This is a genomic window from Acrocarpospora sp. B8E8, from assembly GCF_039871605.1.
Lineage (GTDB): Bacteria > Actinomycetota > Actinomycetes > Streptosporangiales > Streptosporangiaceae > Acrocarpospora > Acrocarpospora macrocephala.
Map to the genome: position 1 here is coordinate 21,039 of NZ_JBDPLV010000029.1, position 17,024 is coordinate 38,062.

At 68.6% G+C, this 17,024-nt stretch carries 18 protein-coding genes; 8 read left to right on the forward strand and 10 right to left on the reverse strand.

The genetic code is table 11. The features are described 5' to 3' along the window. Nucleotides 1-4: 4 nt before the first annotated feature. Nucleotides 5-607: a nuclear transport factor 2 family protein gene (locus ABGB08_RS26365; protein WP_347594953.1), complete on the reverse strand. Its 603-nt coding sequence runs from the start codon at nt 605-607 to the stop codon at nt 5-7. 38 nt (nt 608-645) lie between these two features. Between ABGB08_RS26365 and ABGB08_RS26370 the strand changes: the two genes are divergently transcribed. After that, entirely contained in the window at nt 646-1,077 is a 432-nt protein-coding gene (locus ABGB08_RS26370; protein ID WP_347594763.1) for a nuclear transport factor 2 family protein, read from the forward strand. Between the two features lie 12 nt (nt 1,078-1,089). Here ABGB08_RS26370 and ABGB08_RS26375 read toward each other — a convergent pair whose 3' ends face one another. Further along, nucleotides 1,090-1,875, reverse strand: coding sequence for an SDR family NAD(P)-dependent oxidoreductase (locus tag ABGB08_RS26375; protein WP_347594765.1), 786 nt, complete (start codon nt 1,873-1,875; stop codon nt 1,090-1,092). Nucleotides 1,876-2,199: 324 nt separating this feature from the next. Between ABGB08_RS26375 and ABGB08_RS26380 the strand changes: the two genes are divergently transcribed. Genes ABGB08_RS26380 through ABGB08_RS26405 form a run of 6 tightly spaced genes read left to right on the forward strand, consistent with a single transcriptional unit; the run spans nt 2,200 to nt 7,546 of the window. Beyond that, the gene (locus ABGB08_RS26380) at nt 2,200-3,414 is read left to right on the forward strand and encodes an ABC transporter substrate-binding protein (protein ID WP_347594767.1); all 1,215 of its coding nucleotides are present in this window, start codon (nt 2,200-2,202) and stop codon (nt 3,412-3,414) included. Next, nucleotides 3,411-4,196 carry an ABC transporter ATP-binding protein gene (locus ABGB08_RS26385; RefSeq protein WP_347594769.1) on the forward strand — a complete coding sequence of 262 codons (786 nt, stop codon included), beginning with the start codon at nt 3,411-3,413 and terminating at the stop codon, nt 4,194-4,196. The genes ABGB08_RS26380 and ABGB08_RS26385 overlap by 4 nt, the downstream gene beginning before the upstream one ends. Then, a complete protein-coding gene (locus tag ABGB08_RS26390; protein ID WP_347594771.1) occupies nt 4,193-4,948 on the forward strand; it encodes an ABC transporter ATP-binding protein in 756 nt (251 codons plus the stop codon). The genes ABGB08_RS26385 and ABGB08_RS26390 overlap by 4 nt, the downstream gene beginning before the upstream one ends. Nucleotide 4,949: 1 nt before the next feature. After that, nucleotides 4,950-5,837 (forward strand): branched-chain amino acid ABC transporter permease, encoded by an 888-nt coding sequence (locus ABGB08_RS26395; protein WP_347594773.1) that lies wholly within the window; start codon nt 4,950-4,952, stop codon nt 5,835-5,837. Beyond that, nucleotides 5,834-6,937: a branched-chain amino acid ABC transporter permease gene (locus ABGB08_RS26400; protein ID WP_347594775.1), complete on the forward strand. Its 1,104-nt coding sequence runs from the start codon at nt 5,834-5,836 to the stop codon at nt 6,935-6,937. Before ABGB08_RS26395 ends, ABGB08_RS26400 begins: the two co-directional genes overlap by 4 nt. A gap of 12 nt (nt 6,938-6,949) precedes the next feature. Continuing rightward, the gene (locus ABGB08_RS26405; protein ID WP_347594777.1) at nt 6,950-7,546 is read left to right on the forward strand and encodes a VOC family protein; all 597 of its coding nucleotides are present in this window, start codon (nt 6,950-6,952) and stop codon (nt 7,544-7,546) included. 140 nt (nt 7,547-7,686) lie between these two features. On the opposite strand, the gene ABGB08_RS26410 is transcribed toward ABGB08_RS26405, so the two are convergent. From ABGB08_RS26410 to ABGB08_RS26445, 8 genes are all read right to left on the reverse strand, one after another. Further along, nucleotides 7,687-9,663, reverse strand: a complete 1,977-nt coding sequence (locus tag ABGB08_RS26410) for a hypothetical protein (protein WP_347594779.1) — start codon at nt 9,661-9,663, stop codon at nt 7,687-7,689. 20 nt (nt 9,664-9,683) lie between these two features. Next, nucleotides 9,684-10,832, reverse strand: coding sequence for a 5'-methylthioadenosine/S-adenosylhomocysteine nucleosidase (locus ABGB08_RS26415; RefSeq protein WP_347594781.1), 1,149 nt, complete (start codon nt 10,830-10,832; stop codon nt 9,684-9,686). Between the two features lie 4 nt (nt 10,833-10,836). Then, complete coding sequence (locus ABGB08_RS26420) at nt 10,837-11,562, reverse strand: NUDIX domain-containing protein (protein WP_347594783.1); 726 nt, start codon at nt 11,560-11,562, stop codon at nt 10,837-10,839. A gap of 68 nt (nt 11,563-11,630) precedes the next feature. After that, the gene (locus ABGB08_RS26425; protein ID WP_347594785.1) at nt 11,631-12,575 is read right to left on the reverse strand and encodes a sugar kinase; all 945 of its coding nucleotides are present in this window, start codon (nt 12,573-12,575) and stop codon (nt 11,631-11,633) included. Beyond that, nucleotides 12,572-13,198, reverse strand: a complete 627-nt coding sequence (locus ABGB08_RS26430) for a bifunctional 4-hydroxy-2-oxoglutarate aldolase/2-dehydro-3-deoxy-phosphogluconate aldolase (protein WP_347594787.1) — start codon at nt 13,196-13,198, stop codon at nt 12,572-12,574. Before ABGB08_RS26430 ends, ABGB08_RS26425 begins: the two co-directional genes overlap by 4 nt. Nucleotides 13,199-13,203: 5 nt before the next feature. Beyond that, nucleotides 13,204-14,349 (reverse strand): galactonate dehydratase, encoded by a 1,146-nt coding sequence (gene dgoD, locus ABGB08_RS26435; protein ID WP_347594789.1) that lies wholly within the window; start codon nt 14,347-14,349, stop codon nt 13,204-13,206. Continuing rightward, nucleotides 14,346-15,050: an FCD domain-containing protein gene (locus ABGB08_RS26440; protein ID WP_347594791.1), complete on the reverse strand. Its 705-nt coding sequence runs from the start codon at nt 15,048-15,050 to the stop codon at nt 14,346-14,348. Before ABGB08_RS26440 ends, dgoD begins: the two co-directional genes overlap by 4 nt. A gap of 17 nt (nt 15,051-15,067) precedes the next feature. Beyond that, nucleotides 15,068-15,832, reverse strand: coding sequence for an SDR family oxidoreductase (locus ABGB08_RS26445; protein ID WP_347594792.1), 765 nt, complete (start codon nt 15,830-15,832; stop codon nt 15,068-15,070). 137 nt (nt 15,833-15,969) lie between these two features. Between ABGB08_RS26445 and ABGB08_RS26450 the strand changes: the two genes are divergently transcribed. Next, entirely contained in the window at nt 15,970-16,983 is a 1,014-nt protein-coding gene (locus tag ABGB08_RS26450; protein WP_347594794.1) for a substrate-binding domain-containing protein, read from the forward strand. The last annotated feature ends 41 nt before the right edge of the window (nt 16,984-17,024 follow it).

Sequence of the window (17,024 nt, forward strand, 5' to 3'; positions counted from 1 at the left end):
ACGCTCAGGTGCCCTGGAAATGGGCGTACGAGGGATCGGTGCCGGGTCCGCCCGGTCGAAGCCCTTGTTTGATGGTCGTCCAGATCGGGTTGCCCGGCAGGTCGTCTCGCGACCAGTCGATGAGCATGACTCGGCGGGCGATGCGCCACTCCCCATCGCGTCGCTCGAAGCGGTCGAGGGCACGACCGCCCATGATGCGCAGGTGTGTCCCGCTGTCCTCGGTCCGGAGCACGAGGCTGGTCTGCGGGCCGACGGGATGCATCACCAGGTTGTAGGTCTCGACCTTCGCGACACCCGCCTCGATGTCGAGGTCGATGATCACGTTCGTGATGTGGTGCTGGCTGAACTCCGGCAGGTCGCCGAACCCGTCGACGAGCCGCTGCGCGAACTCCGCCGGTGTCGCGTCCGGCGCGTCGTAGGCCCGGATGTCGACCGCGTCCGGGAAGTAGACCGACTTCAGCAGTTCCGGGTCTCGCCGGTCGCAGCCGCGACAGTATCGCTGGAGCACGTCGCGTATCTCGAGATGAGCGCTGATCTCTTCAAGGGTGTACAGGGTCGTCCGCCTTCCGCTAGCCGTTATTCGGAGACTATCGTCCGGATAATGGATGGGGAATAGGTCCGCATCCGAGGATGGGAGGAGGCCCCATGGTCGAGGACCGCGCCCGGGGTCGGCAGGCGCTGGCTCGCTTCTACGCGGAGGAAGAGGCTTACCTTGCTCGGGGAAGGGCTGATCCCACCGCCCAGGACCGACTGCTGGCCTGCTTCGCCGAGGATGTGGTGATCCGGGAGGCGCCGAGCCTGCCCTACGGCGGCGACTGGTACGGCCACGCCGGCGTGCTGGCCCTGATGAACCGGCTTTCGGAGGTGTACGAGCGCGCCACGTTCGAGGATCGGACGGTATTCGCCGATGGTGACGACGTCTTCGTCCTCCTTCACAGCACCGTCCGGTTCCGCGCGTCCGGGCGGGAGCTACAGAACACCGTGCTCCAGCACATCGTCTTCCGGGACGGACTGATCGCCGAGATGAGCCCGTTCCACTGGGACACGCAGGCGGTCGTCGCCTTGGCCGGGGCCTGAGCGACGCGGACGTCACAGGACGCCGGTGGCGCGGGCGATCTGTAGCGCGGTGCCCCCGGAGCTGAAGCCTCCGTCGACCGGGATGTCGGCTCCGGTCAGGTAGGCGGCCCCGTCGCTCAACAGGAAGATCACCACCTGCGCGATGTCGGCCGCCGCCGCCGGCCGTCCGGCCGGTGTCATGGCGGTGACCGCGTCCCGCTGCCGCGGATTGGCCGCCACCATCGGGGTGTCGACGATGCCCGGATGCACCGCGTTGACCCGGATGCCCGCGGCGGCGAACTCGAGCGCGGCCGCCTTGGTCAGTCCCCGCACCGCCCACTTGCTCACGCCGTACGCGGCGGCGTGATAGCCGGCGAGCGCCACCGCACTGCCGATGTTCACGATGGCCCCGCCGCCCTGCTCGATCATGACCGGTGCCACCGCCCGGATGCCGAGAAAGCTGCCGCGCGCGTTGACGTCCATGAGCTCGTCCCACAGGGACGGTGCCGTGTCCAGGATCGTCCCCGGCCGAGCGATTCCGGCGTTGTTCACCAGACCGTCGAGTCGCCCGTACCGGGCCAGCGTGTCGGCGACGATGCTCCGCCATGACTCCTCGGAGCGGACGTCAAGGCTGACGAAGTGGGCGGAGTCGGCGCCGTGGCGGGCGTTGAGCGCATCGGCGAGTTCGATGCCTTCCCCCTCGAGCAGGTCTCCGATCACGACCCGGGCCCCCATGGCCGCGGCCAGTTCCGCCTCAGCGGCCCCCTGGCCGCGGGCCCCGCCTGTGATCAACACGACCTTCCCCTCGAGCGCGACCATGATCGACCCTCCAGTTGCTCCGATTATCGGATGTAACACACCACTTCCCGTTCGTGCGGGGGAGCCTAGCAGCGGACAGGAGTGCGGTGGAATGGTGCTGATCCAGGCAGTTCGCTCAATTTCTGTGCTTGACGTCACATGACGGGCATGTTTCAATGAGCAACATTCGGATGGCTAACTCCGAAAATCGGATACCTGCAAACCCACGCCATAGGCGACCACACCGCGCGGCGGGTAGGACGCGACCGGCGTGCCGCTCCGGGCCCCGGCTCGGGGGAGGGCATTCAACCTGGCTCCGACGGAGCCACTGGCGCAAGGCAGGCCATGAGAAGGAACAGCATCGCGACGTCAGGGCTACTCGCCCTCACTCTTTTAGCGCTGGTCTCGTGCAGCGTCGACGAAGGTACGGGGACCACCGCCACCGAGACGGTCACGGTCGGCATCATCGGGTCGTACACCGGGCCCATCTCGAACTTCGGACCCGCGTGGGAGGACGGCTTCCGAGCCGGACTCGACGTGGCCACCAAGGGCACCAACCAGGTAGGCGACGTCAAGGTCGAGATCCAGGTGCGCAACGACAACAGCGACCCGACAACCGGTCTGAGCGTCGCCAAGGAACTGCTGGGCGCCGGTGTCCGGATTCTCGCCGGGCCGGCGAGCTCCGCCGTCGTCGTGCCGGTCGCGCAGCTGGCCATCGACAACGACGCCATCCTCATCGCCGGCCCCACCGGGAGCTCCGACATCGACGGCATGGGGGCCGGCATCTACCGCACGTCGCCGACCACGCCTCAGCTCAACACGGCCGTCATGCAGGCGGCCGCCGCCCGTGGCGCCAAGACCCTGATGTACATCGGCCAGGACTACGCGTACGGCAAGGCCGCCGTGGCGTCGCTCGAGCAGATCGGCCCGGACAAGGGGATCAAGGTCGACAACGTCCTCCTGCCCGTCGGTACGAAGGACTTCACCGCCGGAGTCGCGACCGCGCTCGCGGCCAACCCGGATGCGATCTTCGTCGGCTGGGCCGGTGAGGGACTGCCGCAGCTCTTCAAGGCCCTCGCCGACCAGGGCGCGTTCGACAAGTCCCACATCATCACGATCGGCCCCGGCCGGCCCCAGTTCGAGTCGTACGCCGCCGCCCTCGGCGACAGCCTCGACAAAGCCGAGCTGATCACCTACTACGCCCAGGACACCATGGGAAATGAGGGCGAGAAGGCGATGAACGAGGCGCTGAAGCGTCTCGGCCTCAAGGCTCCCATCGACCACCAGCAGGTCGAGGGTTACCTCGGCGCGCTCATGGTGGTGAAGGCCATCGAACAGGCCGGGCCGAGCCTGAAGGTCGACGCCGTGCACAAGGCACTGGCGGGCGCGAAGTTCGAGACCCCGGTCGGGTCGGTGACGATCCGGCCCGAGGACCACATCTGCGTCCAGCCCATCTTCGGCTACGCGATGGAGAAGGTCGACGGGGAACATCGACTGAAGGTCATCAAGACCTACGCCGCCGCGGATGTCCTGTCGCCGGTGGCCCGGACCATCCCATGACGGCAGCTCCGGCCAATGAGGTCCTGCCCGGGAGCGTCGCGCTCTCGGGCAGGGCCGTCAACCTGGTGATCGACGGCCACCACATCCTCGTCGACGTCTCCGTCGACGTCGCCGCGGGCGAGTTCCTCGCCATCATCGGGCCGAACGGGGCCGGCAAGACCAGCCTCATCAACGTGCTGAGCGTGGCCACCCCGCCGACGTCGGGCAAAGTGCACCTGCATGGCCGGGACGTGACCGACCTTCCGCCACACCGAGTTGCCCGCAGCGGGCTGGGGCGCACGTTCCAGACGTCCAACCTCTTCCTCGGCCGGAGCCTGCTGGAGAACGCCCGGCTGGCCGCCAACGGCCGGGACTCGCGGCTGCGCACCGGGTTTCGCCGGGTGTTGAAGGACGACCCCGTCACCGAACGGGCCCGGGAGGCCCTCGACCTCGTGGGCCTCGGGCGGCGGCCGGACCGGTTGGCGTCGGAGCTCTCCCACGGGGAACGGCGCAAGTTGGAGCTGGCCATGGTGCTGGCCCAGGGCGCCAACGTCATCCTGCTCGACGAGCCGATGGCCGGCGTCAGCGTCGACGACGTGCCGGAGCTCGTGGAGCTGATCCGCCGGGTCCACCGCGAGCAGGGCAAGACCACCGTCATGGTCGAACACCACATGCATGTCGTCCTCGACCTGGCCGAGCGCATCGGTGTGATGCACCACGGCGCCATGATCGCGATCGGGCCACCGGACGAGATCATCGCGAACGACGTGGTCCAGACCGCGTACATGGGTGAACCGCTGTGACGGCCGAACGTGTGTACGGTGACGCCGGGCCAGGGCTGGGCGGGTCCATTCTGTCCGTCCACGACCTGCACGCCTACGTGGGGCAGTCGCACATCCTGCAGGGGGTCTCGTTCGCGACCCGGCCCGCCCAGGTGACCGCCATACTCGGCCGCAACGGGGTCGGCAAGACGTCCACCCTCAGGTCCGTCCTCGGGCTCATGAACCACACCGGCGTGATCGAGTTCGACGGCCGCCAGATCAGCGGCCTGGAGACGCACGAGATCATCCGGCTTGGTCTCGCCTATGTCCCCGAGGACCGGGACGTCTTCCACGGACTGACCGTGGCCGAGAACCTTCGCCTGGCGGAGCGGCGCGGCCTGGCACCGGACTATGACCGCGTCTTCGAACTCTTCCCCGAGCTGCGTGATCGCCGCGGTCAGCGGGCGGGCACGATGTCGGGCGGCCAGCAGCAGATGTTGTCGCTGGCGCGGGCCCTCCTGCATGACAACCGCCTGATGCTCATCGACGAGCCGACGAAAGGTCTCGCACCTCGACTGGTGAGTGAGTTCGTCGCGACGTTGGAGCAGATCACCGCGCACACCAGCGTGTTGCTGGTGGAGCAGAACCTCGCCGTCGCGCGCCGGCTCGCCGACCACGTCATCGTGCTGTCGGAAGGCCGGGTCGTGCTCGACGGGGCGGCCGAGGATGTGCTCGCCGACGACTCGTCCATCCGCCGGCTCCTCGGAGTCGCGGCCGACCACGAGGAGGGCTGACGTGTCGACGTTCCTGTTGATCATCATCTCCGGTCTCGGCCTGGGCTCGCTGTACTTCCTGCTGGCCGCCGGCCTCTCTGTGATCTTCGGGCTCATGCGGGTGCTGAGCTTCGCCCACGGCGCGTTCCTGTCCGCCAGCGGGTTCGCCTCCTGGATGGTGCTGCGGTCATTCGAGACCCCGTCGACGCCGCAGCTGCTGCTCGCGCTTGTGGTCTCCGTCCTGACCGGCGGCGCCGTCGCGTACCTCGCCGAGGTGCTGCTCGTCCGTCCCCTGAAGGGTAAGGAACTCGAGCAGTTGCTGGTGACCGTCGGGCTCGGCATGGTGCTGGTGGCCCTGATGGCCGGCATCTGGGGACCGGACGAGCACCTGATCCCCCGTCCCGCCTGGCTCACCGACACGACCTCGATCGCCGGGGCGCCCATCTCCAACAGCCGCCTGCTGCTCATCGGCCTGGCCGGCGTGGTGGTGGTCGGCATCCACCTGATCCTGTCCCGGACCCGCTACGGCCTCATCATCCGCGCGGGTGTCGAGAACAGCGCCATGGTGTCCGCGCTCGGCATCAACGTGAAGCGTGCGTTCACGCTGGTCTTCGTCGCCGGCGGCATGCTCGCCGGTCTCGGGGGCGGCCTGGCCGGGACGTACTACGGGGGGATCTCGCCGTTCCTCGGCGACGGCATGCTCATCTTCTCGTTCATCGTGCTGATCATCGGCGGCTTGGGCTCGATCAACGGTGCCCTCATCGCCTCGGTGGTGCTGGGCGTGAGCCAGTCGGTGGCCAACTACTACGTCCTCAACGGCATCGGCGACGTGCTCGTGGTCGTGCTCCTGGTCGCCACGCTGCTCGTCCGCCCGCAAGGTCTCCTCGGCCAAAAGGAGCGACTGATATGACCAGGTCAGGTGCGTTCCGCTACGGAGCCGCGGGTCTCCTGGTGGTGGTCCTCGCCGTGCTGCCCTTCCTGCACCGCAGCGTGGGCGGGTTGCTGCCCGGCCCGATCAACAGCCCGGGAAGCCTGCAGGTCCTCGCCCTCATGCTGGTGGCGGCCGCCGCCGCGATCACCCTGGACCTGATGTTCGGCTATACCGGGCTGATGTCATTCGGCCACTCGCTCTACGTGGGGTTCGGGTGCTACGCGACGGTCATCCTGAGCAACAATCCGAAGCTGGGCTTCACGCTGGGGGTTCCGCTGGCGATGGTGCTCAGCGTCGTCGTCGCCCTCGTCGGCAACGCCGCGGCCCTGCGGCTGACCGGCATCGGCTTCAGCATGGCCACCCTGGCCATGGCGCAGGGGTTCGCGATCGCGGTCGAGCGGGGATTCCTGGGCAGCGGCGGCGAGGTGGGCGTGACCTTCGCGCGAGGCGTCCTGCCCGATCCGCTGCGCGGCGTGCTGAACACCCGCAACGTCTACTGGCTGGCGCTGGCCCTCGTCGTCGTGGTGTACGTCATCTGCGCCCTGCTCGTACGCACCCACGTCGGTCACGTGTGGCAGGGCATCCGGGAGAACCCACTCCGGACGAAGGTCATCGGTTACAACGTCTACGCCTACCAGATGGCGGCCGCGACCATCTCCTGCACGCTGGCGGCGATGTGCGGAGTCGTCTTCGCGATCGTCATGGGGGGAGCCAACCCGGGCATCGCAGGGCTCCACTACTCGCTGGCCGTCGTCCTGATGGTCGTGCTGGGCGGGCGGGGAGTGCTGTGGGGCGCGGCACTCGGCGCGGTCCTCTACCAGTTCCTGAACCTGCGCCTCCCGTCCCTCTCCAGCTCCGACATCGTCACCGGACTGCCCGAGATCCTCCAGATCCCGTTGTCACAACCGAACTTCCTGCTCGGCGTGGCCTTCATCCTGATCATTCTCTTCATGCCGGGCGGACTCGCGTCGATCTTCACCCGGCTCACCCGCCGCGCGACGTCGAAGCGCGCCGGGGAACCCAAGGATGACGACGGCGGCATGCCCGCGCCCACCCGTGAACCCAACCTGGTCTCCTGAGCTGGGAGGTAAATGATGAGTGCCGAGACGACCACGGGCGAACGGGTCCGCATCGGTGTATCCGAGGTGGTGCTGAGGACGTCCTGGTACGACCGTCTGTGCGGGTGGTACGAGGAGGTGCTGCGGCAGCCGCCGACGCTCGACCTGACACCGGAGGCGAATCGTGGCACCGACGATCCCGACCTCCCCACCCGCATGGCATTCTTCGACCTGCCCGGCGAGTTCCCCTATACGCAACGAATCGCTATCTTCGAGTGCCTCGATGTCGGGTCGACGGAAAGCAGAAGCGTCGGCCTTCATCACATCCAGCTGAGATTCCCCCAGCACGAGTCCCTCTTCGACACCTATCGGCGACTCAAGCTGCTCGGCATCGTTCCAGCCGAGACGGACAATCACGGCATCGCGACCAGCTTCTACTACCGCGATCCGGACTACAACCGGGTTGAGCTGTCCGCGCTGAACTTCGCCACGATCGCCGATGTGCGCGGGTACACAACCACCGATCGGTTCCGCCGCAAACCGGAGGGCGAGCCCATCGACGTCGAAGAACTGATCAGGCGTCACGAGGCGGGGGAACGCTACGCGGACATGCTGACGCCCTCGTGGTGAACGGTGATATGGGTTCATGCTGCTCGCTGACAGCTCGCACGACCCGGTAACGCGGAGATTCTGGAGCCAGGTACTCCCACGGTCGACCAGTCGACAAAGCGTGGCCGGCTGCGGCAGCTGGCCGAGGCCCCGCGCCCGCATCATAGGCCGGGCTTCTCGTCTGGCGGGGGCGGCCAGAGCTTTTCCGAGCGGGTCTCGCCACGACGGCGGTCCTTGGTTATCCATTCCTTACCCTCTGCCGCGATCCCCTCAAGGACGTGCAGAGTGTGATGCAGCCCTGCCGCATCCAACGTCGCTTCGGACACGCTTCCGGGATTCTCGCCCTGCTGGAGCTCCTCCATTCCCGGCTCGATCACCCGGACACTGACCTTCTGGCCATCGACGAGGGCGAGCTCGAAGGTCCGCTCGCCGTTGTCCGTGTGCCTCACGCGTACGGCCGCCACCGCCTCGTAGCGGTAGTTCATCCGATGTTGATCGTGGAAAGTGCCCTGCTCGAAATCGAGCGTGACGGTGAACTGGCGTACTCCGTCGGCGGTGAGCAGGAAAACCAGTAGCTGGTATTTCTTGTACCGCCAAGGTCCGCCCCGCAGCCGTGCCCGAGCGGTGGAACCACTGGGCGCCTCGATAAAGGCGTGCGCGAGGACATTGCTCATGATGAGCCGGTAGTGCTGCAGCACTTCGTTCAGCAGCACTTTCCGGTCGCAGTCCAGCCAGGCGGCCATTTCCCGGTCTTCGGGCTTGTCTGCGAGCCGTTCCTGCCATCGGACAAAGGCCGCCTCGCTGTCATCCGACAATTTCTCGAATTCGGACACGTCGGCGGCATACCGCCGACGTTCCAGGATGATGCGCAGCCAGGCACGCGCGGCGATCCAGCCAGCCGCGACGACCAGAATGACCGATTCGACCGCGCTCATCGGGCTGACCTGCACCGCGCTACTCGCCGCCCAGATCCCTCCGGCAGTGCAGGCCAGCGTTCCCAGCACGGCCGTCGTCTTCACGGGAAGGGGCGTGTCGAGTTCCTCGCGGTAGCTCCATAGCGTGCCGTTCTCCCAGCGGGTTCTCACCTCGCCGACCCGGTAGCGGATCAGCCAATTGATCCTCTCGACCCCGATCCGCCTCTCCCGATACGCCTCCACCACCTCATCCCGGATGCTTCTGCGGATGCCCGCGGTCCGCCCCAGCCAGATCTCACGATCAGTGCCGCGCGGCACGTACTTCGCGAAGTAATAGTCGAATCGCTGGTCTACCTTCTTGGCGAAGCCGCCGGTTGGCGCGTTGGTCCTGCGGTGCATGGCTATTACGTACTTCTCGTCCTTCGCCCGGCGTCGCCACGAGCAGAAGCGCCATTCCACGCCGTCGCGGGCGCCAAAATATCCGCCACCGACGCTCAGCAAATAGGCGAGAAGAGCGGAAACCTGTTCTCCTTGCGCGAGTAGATAGCCGAGATGCGCCATCGCCGCGATCAGCACAACCGTCCCCATCACCGCCTGGACCCAGGTGGAGCCCGCAATCATGACCGGCTCCGGCTGCCGTACCCGAGGACGGTCCGGCTTCGGCTGGAAGAACTTCCAGACTCGGTCCTCCCGGTTGTCGGCCATCTGCTCCGTGGCGGCCCGTTGCAGGGCGCGGTGCCACATCTGGTCATTGAGCGGTCCATCGAGGAACAATTCCAGATGGCGTAAGATATTTGCGCGCAGAACTGAGCCGAGTTCGTCGAATTCCTTAATCAGAATGCGGATGTCCGTGTCCGGTTTCTCGGCGGAGTCCAGCAGCCGACGGATGGTCTGCACGCCCTCCGCCCAGGCGTCACTGCCGATGAGCGGAAGTAAGCGGTCAGAGTCCCGGAGGAGAGCCGTCTCCTCGACGGACAGCTCATGCCGCGTTCTGCCGCTCAACAGGGCGAGCAGCCAGTAGAAACAGACCTGGTTGGTGCGGTAACCGGAAAGGGCGGCGTCATTGATGAGCTGCCAGGCCGGTCTCGGCATGCTGCCCTCGAGGTATCGCACCCCCGTCTCGAATTTCTCCTGCGGCGACGAATCCGGAGGAGCCTGGTAGTAGACGTCGCCGTGCACGATTCCCGCCTGCACGCCGATGTGTGAGGAATCGGCGATGTTCATCCCTGTGTCGCCCGGCGATGTCATGACAGGGCCTGGGCCAGGGCGATGACCGTCGCCAGTGCCGCGGCCAGGTCGGCGACATCGCTGATCAGGCCACGCAGCTTCTTGAGAGCCAGTGTCAGTTTGCCCTTGCTCTGCTGCGTATTCGCCTGCAAAGCCTCGTTCGCCACGGTGAGCTCCGCTTCCGCCGCCGCGTACGTGTCCTCGTCCAGGCGACCGGTGGCCCGCGCTCGCTGGAGTTGGGCGCGGAATCCGGCGAGCGCCACGGCCAGGTCCATCGGCTGACTCGCGTCGAAGCCGAGCCGGATGCCGCCGTGCACGTTGCCGGCCTGGATTCCCACCCGCGAATTGTCACGTGCGATGTTGTACGTCACCTGGTGTCCCCGCACCGCTGATCCCCTCGTCGTCAGCCAGCCACCGTCCTTGTCCTCGGCGGCGATCTCTTCAGCCAGTGCCGTGGCGAATGCCACGGCACTGGCTGCGGCCCGCTGCTGCCATTGAGCGCGGTCAGTGACCAGCTTCGTCCCATCGGCCCGATCGCTGATGCCCCGGATGACGACCACGGGCAGGGCCCCGTTCAGGTGCCCGGCCTGCGCCACACCGGCACCTTCCATCTCGATCGCGCACGCGTCGTTGTAGTTCTGCTGGATCCACCGGGCGTGCCCGGACACTTTGGAGTTCAGGACCACCTCACCTGCGGCGATCGGGCCGAAATGCACCTCTGGGGCCGGGCTAGGGAGGCCGCGCGCCCACGCATCGGTGCGGCCGATGTGCCGGGCGAGCTGATCGGCGGCGTGCGAGGTCTCCCAACTGCGGGGACGGCTCTTGAGCCCGTCGTCCTCGCTCGTTCCTCCTTGGTACGCGTAGATGCGCGTCGCCACCACCACATCCCCGAGGGCGATGTGGGAGTGCAGGGCGCCCGCTACGCCCACGAAGAGCAGAGCGGCGGGGGTGAACTCGGCGATAGCGCGCTCGGTCAGCACGGCCGCTGACTGGTTGCCCGTGCCGACATGGGCCAGGGCCACCCGGCAGTGGCCACTCGCGAGGCGGCCGACCTCGAACCGGGTGCCGTGGTGATGGCGGTGCAGCTCTGGGTCGACCAGCCTCTTCCGGATCGCCTGATACTCCAGATCCAAAGCGGTGAGGATCACGATCGGGTGGTTGCTCACTCTCCTACTCCTTTGCGCTCGGCCCTTCGGCGGGCCGTGCCATCGGCGGATAAAGGGCCGTGCATGGACCGGCTCGGAACAGTCGGGCCGGCCGCCCGGTGGCCGCTTTGCGGCTCGTTCCTGCCGGGACGATGAAACCTTCGGTCTTCTGGACCTTGCGATAGAAGTTCCGGGGGTCGAGCGTGATCCCCCAGACGGCCTCGTAAACGCCCTGCAGATCCGTGATCGTGAACGTCGGTCTGCAGAACGCCGTCCCGAGGGCGGAGTGCTCAAGCTTGGTGCGGGCGCGTTCTACTCCGTCCGCGATGATGCGCTGGTGGTCGAAGGCGAGTTCCAGGTCGCCGGAGAGCACTCGGTCGGTGGGTTGCCATCCGGCGTCGGCCGCGTCCGTTCCCGCGGTCGGCTCGGGCAGGCGGGGCGCGATGGCCAGGTACGCCACGGATACCACCCGGCCACGCGGGTCGCGACCCGGGTCGCCGTACACGCCCAGCTGTTCCAGGCGGAGGGTCTCGACGTCGAGGTCGGCTTCCTCCGACAGCTCCCGGTGCGCCGCCGCGGTGATGTCCTCCTCAGCGTGCCGCAGGAATCCACCGGGCAGCGCGAGGGTGCCCTTGTACGGGTCGATGCCACGCTCGATGAGCAGCACGTGCAGGCGCGACTCACGCAACGTCAAGATCACCAGATCAACGGCTAGTAGCACGACAGGCGGCACCCATGGGTCGTCGGTCATGCGGTAGAGGCTAGCTTCTTGTCAATCTGACAGAAATAGCTCCGAGGTAAGACGTATCAGTCCTGAGATCATCGCAGCGTCTCCCCGTCACGCAGGGCGAGAGCGCTGAGTTCGGCTCGGGTGGGTAGCCCTTCCCAGTCCCCGGCGCAGGCCACGCAGGCGGCGCCCAGCAGGGTCGCCCGTTCGAGCCGGCCGTACGCGTCGAGCCCGTCGAGCCGCCCGGACAGGTATCCGGCGGTGAACGCGTCGCCGGCGCCGACGACGTCCACCACGGGCACCGCGAGAGCGGGGACGTCGAACGAGCCTCGCACGCCGTAGAAGCTCGCGCCCGCGGCGCCGCGCTTGACGATGACCTCCTCGACACCGGCGTCGCGGAGGCCCGCCACCCGATCCCGTTCGCCGTCGCCTTCGGCCACGATGGCCAGCTCGTCATCGGAGGCGATCAGGACCGTGACGTACGGCAGCAGCGGGCGCAGGGTCCGCGCGGCCGCGTCCCGGGTCCAGAGCAGGGAGCGGTGGTTGACATCGAGGCTCACCCAGGCGCCGGTCCGGCGCGCGTGTGCGGCGGCGGCGCTGATGGCCGCCAGCGGCGCGGGTCCCAGCGCCGCCGTGATACCCGTCAGGTGCAGGCCCGCCTGCCCGGCGTCGACAGCGGGGTGCACGTCCTCCCAGGACAGGGCCGAGGCGGCCGAGTCCTTGCGGTAGTAGTGCACGCGGGCCCGGCCTCCGGGGGCCACGTCACGGAGCAGGAGACCGGTCGACGCGTCCGCGCGCCGCACGATGTGGTCGGTCAGGACGCCCTCGGCCCGTAGCGTGCGCAGGATCAGCTCGCCGGGCTCGTCGTTTCCGACCGCGCTGGCCCAGCGGGTCGCATGCCCGAGGCGGGACAAGGCGATGGCGACATTGGCCTCCGCGCCGGACACCGAGACCCGGGAGTCGCCGCCGAGGCGGAGCGGACCGGCGCAGCGGACCGTGGCCATCGCCTCGCCGATCGTCAGGACGTCCGCTCTCACCGCGGGCCTGCCTGGTCCAGCGCCGCTCTGGCCCGGCGGCGCAGTGCGGCCAGGTCGCCGCCGCTGGGGGCGTCGCCGAGCAGCGGCGAGCCGACGCCGACCGCGACGGCGCCGGCCGCCAGGTAGTCGCGGACGCTGTCGAGCCCGACGCCGCCGACCGGCACGAACGGCACGGCCGGGAACGGGTCGCGGAGCGCGCGCAGATAGGGGACCCCTCCCCCGGAGGCGGGGAAGAGCTTGACGGCGGCGGCGCCCTGCGCGACCGCGGCGATGACCTCGGTGGGGGTCAGTGCCCCGGCGAGCACGGGCAGCCCGAGGCGGAGCGCCTCGGCCACGCCGTCCCCCAGACCGGGGGTGACGACGAACGTCGCGCCCGCGTCGCGCGCCGCGACGGCGTCCCGTGCGGTCAGCACGGTCCCAGCGCCGAGGCGCACGTCCGCGCCGAGGGCGGCGGCCGCCTTCCGGATGACCGTCAGCGCGTCGGCGCCGCTGAGCGAGACCTCCATCAGGGTCACACCCTCTTCGGCGAGCACGTCGATGCTGCGCAGCGCCGCCGCCGGGTCGTCGCCGCGGACGATGGCCAGCAGCCGCCGAGCCCGCAAAAGGTCGAGTAGGGAAGTCACGCCGGTCACCATTCTGCGAAAGAGCTGTCGGGGTAGCGCCAGATCGGGGATCGCCACGCGTGGCCCCGCCGGTCGGCTTCGCGCACCCTGGCCTCGTCGATCACGACGCCCAGCCCGGGGCCGGTCGGCCGGGGGAGCAGGCCGTCGGTGAAGGCGAAGACGGACGGGTCGACCAGGTAGTCCAGCAGTTCGTTGCCGTCGTGGTAGTGGATGCCGATGCTCTGCTCCTGGATGAGGAAGTTGGGGGTGGCGAACGCCACCTGGAGGCTGGCGGCCAGGGAGAGGGGTCCCAGCGGGCAGTGCGGGGCCAGCAGGGCGCCGTACACCTCGGCCTGGGCGGCGATGCGCCGGACCTCCGAGATGCCGCCGGCGTGGGACAGGTCCGGCTGGGCCACGGCGATGCCCGCCTGGAAGGCCGGCTGGAAGTCCCAGCGGGAGTAGAGGCGCTCGCCCAGGGCGATGGGGATGTTGGACGCCTCGACGAGGCTGCGCACCTGGGTCATGGACTCGGGCACGACCGGTTCCTCGACGAACATGGGGGTGAACGGTTCGAGCAGCGGCAGGAGCCGCCGGGCGTTGGGGTAGGACACCCGGCCGTGGAAGTCGACCGCGACGTCCCGGCCCGGGCCGAGCACCTCGCGCGCCGCGGCGACGCGGTCGATGACCTCGTCGATCTCGCTCGGGCCCGCGATGGGGGACATGCGGCCGCTGGCGTTCATCTTCACCGCGGTGAAGCCCGCCTCCACCTGGCGCTGGGCCTCCTCCTTGAGCCGGCCGGGTTCGTCGCCGCCGATCCACGTGTACGCGCGGACGTGTTCCCGTACCGGACCGCCGAGCAGTTCGTGCACGGGGACGCCCCGCGCCTTGCCCGCGATGTCCCACAGGGCCTGGTCCAGGCCGGCGACGGCGCTGGCGAGCACCGGCCCGCCGCGGTAGAAGCTGCCCTTGGTCATGACCTGCCAGTGGTCCTCGATGCGCAGCGGATCGGCGCCGACGAGCAGTTCGGCGATCTCGCCGACCGCCGCCCGGACCGAGTCGGCCCGCCCTTCGACGACCGGTTCGCCCCAGCCGATGTGTCCCTCATCGGTCTCGACCCGGCAGAACAGCCATCTGGGCGGGATCAGGAACGTTTCGACGCGCGTTATCTTCACAAATCCCCCTGGAGGCGTGCGGCGCGGTCGACGTCGGCCATGGCCTTGTCGAGCAGCGCGAGCGCACTGGTTCTGGCGGCTTCCTCGTCGCCTGCCCGGATGGCGTCGAGCAGGGCGCGGTGGCTCGGCACCGGATCGTCGGCGGTGACGACGTCATGGACGATGCGGTCCCGTTCCGCGAGTACGGACTCCACGACGACCTCCATGCGGACCAGGAGCTCGTTGCCCGTCGCGGCCAGCACGGCACGGTGGAAACGCAGGTCGGCGGCGGCCGCCTCGGCGGGGGTCCGGGCCGCGGCCATGCCCGCCAGGGCCGCCTCGAGTTCGGCCAGGTCAGCCTCGGTGCGGCGGGCGGCGGCCAGCCCGGCGGCGGCCGGTTCGAACATCTGCCGCACCTCGGCGAGCTGCCGGAGCATCTGGGTGCCCCGGTTCTCGAACTCCCAGCTGATCACGTCGGGGTCGAGCAGGTTCCACTCGCTGCGCGGGCGCACCACCGTGCCCCGCTTCTGGCGCGAGTCGACCAGGCCCTTGCCGGCCAGCACCTTCAGCGCTTCGCGCACGACGGTGCGGGACACCTGCAGCTCGGCCTCCAGCTCGACCAGATCGATCCGGCCGTTCTCGGCGATCTGCCCGGTGACGAGGCGGCGGCCGATGATCTCGACGACCTGGCCGTGGATGCCGCGCCCTCTGTAGGTGCTCATGCTCTCCCGTAATCCCCTCAAGAGGAGTTCTTTGTCGCGCTCCAGCCGCCGTCGACGACCAGGGTGGTGGCGGTGATGAAGGACGCGTCGTCCGACAGGAGGAAGCCGATCGCCGCGGCGACCTCGGCGGGCTCGCCGAACCGCTTGGCGATCGTGGCCTCGACGCTCAGGCGCCGGTCCGCTTCGGCCACGCGGTCCCACGCGGGGGACATGACCGGCCCGGGCAGCACGGTGTTGACGCGCACCTCGGGGCCGTAGTCCACCGCGAGCTGGCGGCCCAGACCCACCAGCGCCGCCTTGGTCGCGGCGTACGCCGGGTGGCCGGGCAGGCCGACGAGGGCATGTACCGACGAGACCAGGACGACCGCTCCTGACGTCGCCCTCAGATCCTCGTGTAGCGTGCGAAAGGCCAGGTAGGAGGCGGTGAGGTTCACTTCCAGCTGCCGGTTCCAGGAGGCCGCGCCGAGGTCGTGCACGGGTCGGACGTCCACGACGTAGGCGTTGCTGACGAGGTGCCGGACCGGGCCGAACTCCCGGTGGGCGACGCGACGGAGCTCCCCCCACGCGCTCTCGTCGCTGACGTCCATGCGTACGAATCTTGCCGTGCCGCCCGCCTCGGCGACAGCCGCGGCGACGTCATCCCCGGCCGGGGAGAGGTCGCACACGAGGACGGGCATGCCCGTCGCGCCCAGGTGCTTCGCGGTGGCGGCGCCGATGCCGGACGCGGCGCCGGTCACGACCGCGCAGCAGCCGGCACCTGAGAGGTGTCCGGGGAGGTTCACACCGTCACTCTACGATAAGTGCTTTTTTATGACAATTTATTGACAGGCACGTTACGCCCGCTTCATCATCTGGACATGGCGCAGGGCGCCCCACCCGGTGGCATCGCCAACCGGAGACAGATCATGGGAGGCCATTCGTGGCATCAGTTCGACTTACGGTGATGCGCGGCATCGCCTTGCTGGCCGGCGGCGCCGTGCTCGCCGCGTGCGGCCAGTCCGCCGGGTCCGGCGACGCCTCGGGCGCGAAAGCGCAGCTGCGCGTCGGGGCGATCTACCTCGACTCGCAGGGCTTCTACGCCGGCGTGAAGAAGGGCATCGAGACCACCGCCGCCAAGGACGCGAACCTCAAGCTGCTGGGCAACAACGCGCAGGGTGACGCGGCCAAGGAGTCCTCGTTCATGTCGACCCTGGTCGCCTCCAAGGTGGACGCGATCATCACCTCGGCCGTCTCCGCCACCGCGTCCACCCCGGCGATCGCGGCGGCCAGCAAGGCCGGGATCCCGGTCGTCTGTTACAACACCTGTATCAACGACGCGGACGCCAGGAAGTACGTGTGGGGCTACGTCCTGTCCGATCCGTACGTCTTCGGCAAGAAGCTGGGCGAGCAGGCCGGCCAGTACTTCACCTCCCAGCAGCTCGACCAACCGAAGATCGCGGTGCTGAACTGCGACTTCGTCGAGGTCTGCAAGGAGCGCAAGCGCGGCTTCAAGGACGGCCTGGCAGCCGCCGTACCGGGCGCCCAGTACGTGGCCGACCAGGAGGGCGCGGTCGTCGACAAGGCCACCCCCGTCGCCGAGAACATCATCACCGCGAACCCGGAGCTGGACGCGTTCTACGCCGTCGCGGGCGGCGGTACCCTGGCCGGAATCAAGGCCGTCACCACCCGCGCCCGCATCGGCAAGACCGTCGTCTTCGGCAGCGACATGACCGTGGACATCGCCAAAGCCCTCGTCGACGGCAGCATTCTCAAGGCGGAGATCGACGTCCCCGCCCAGACGGTGGGCAGGCTGGCCTACGAGGCCGCCCGCAAGGCGACCGGCGGCGCCAAGAACGACACGTTCATCATCCCGGTGGAGCCGATCCTCTACACGGCCGACGACAAGGCCACCAGCGAGAAGTGGCTGACCGAGCACAGCGACGGGATCCCGTAAACAGTCTCCGTCCCTGTCCCGATGGCTCCCAGGAAGGCTCC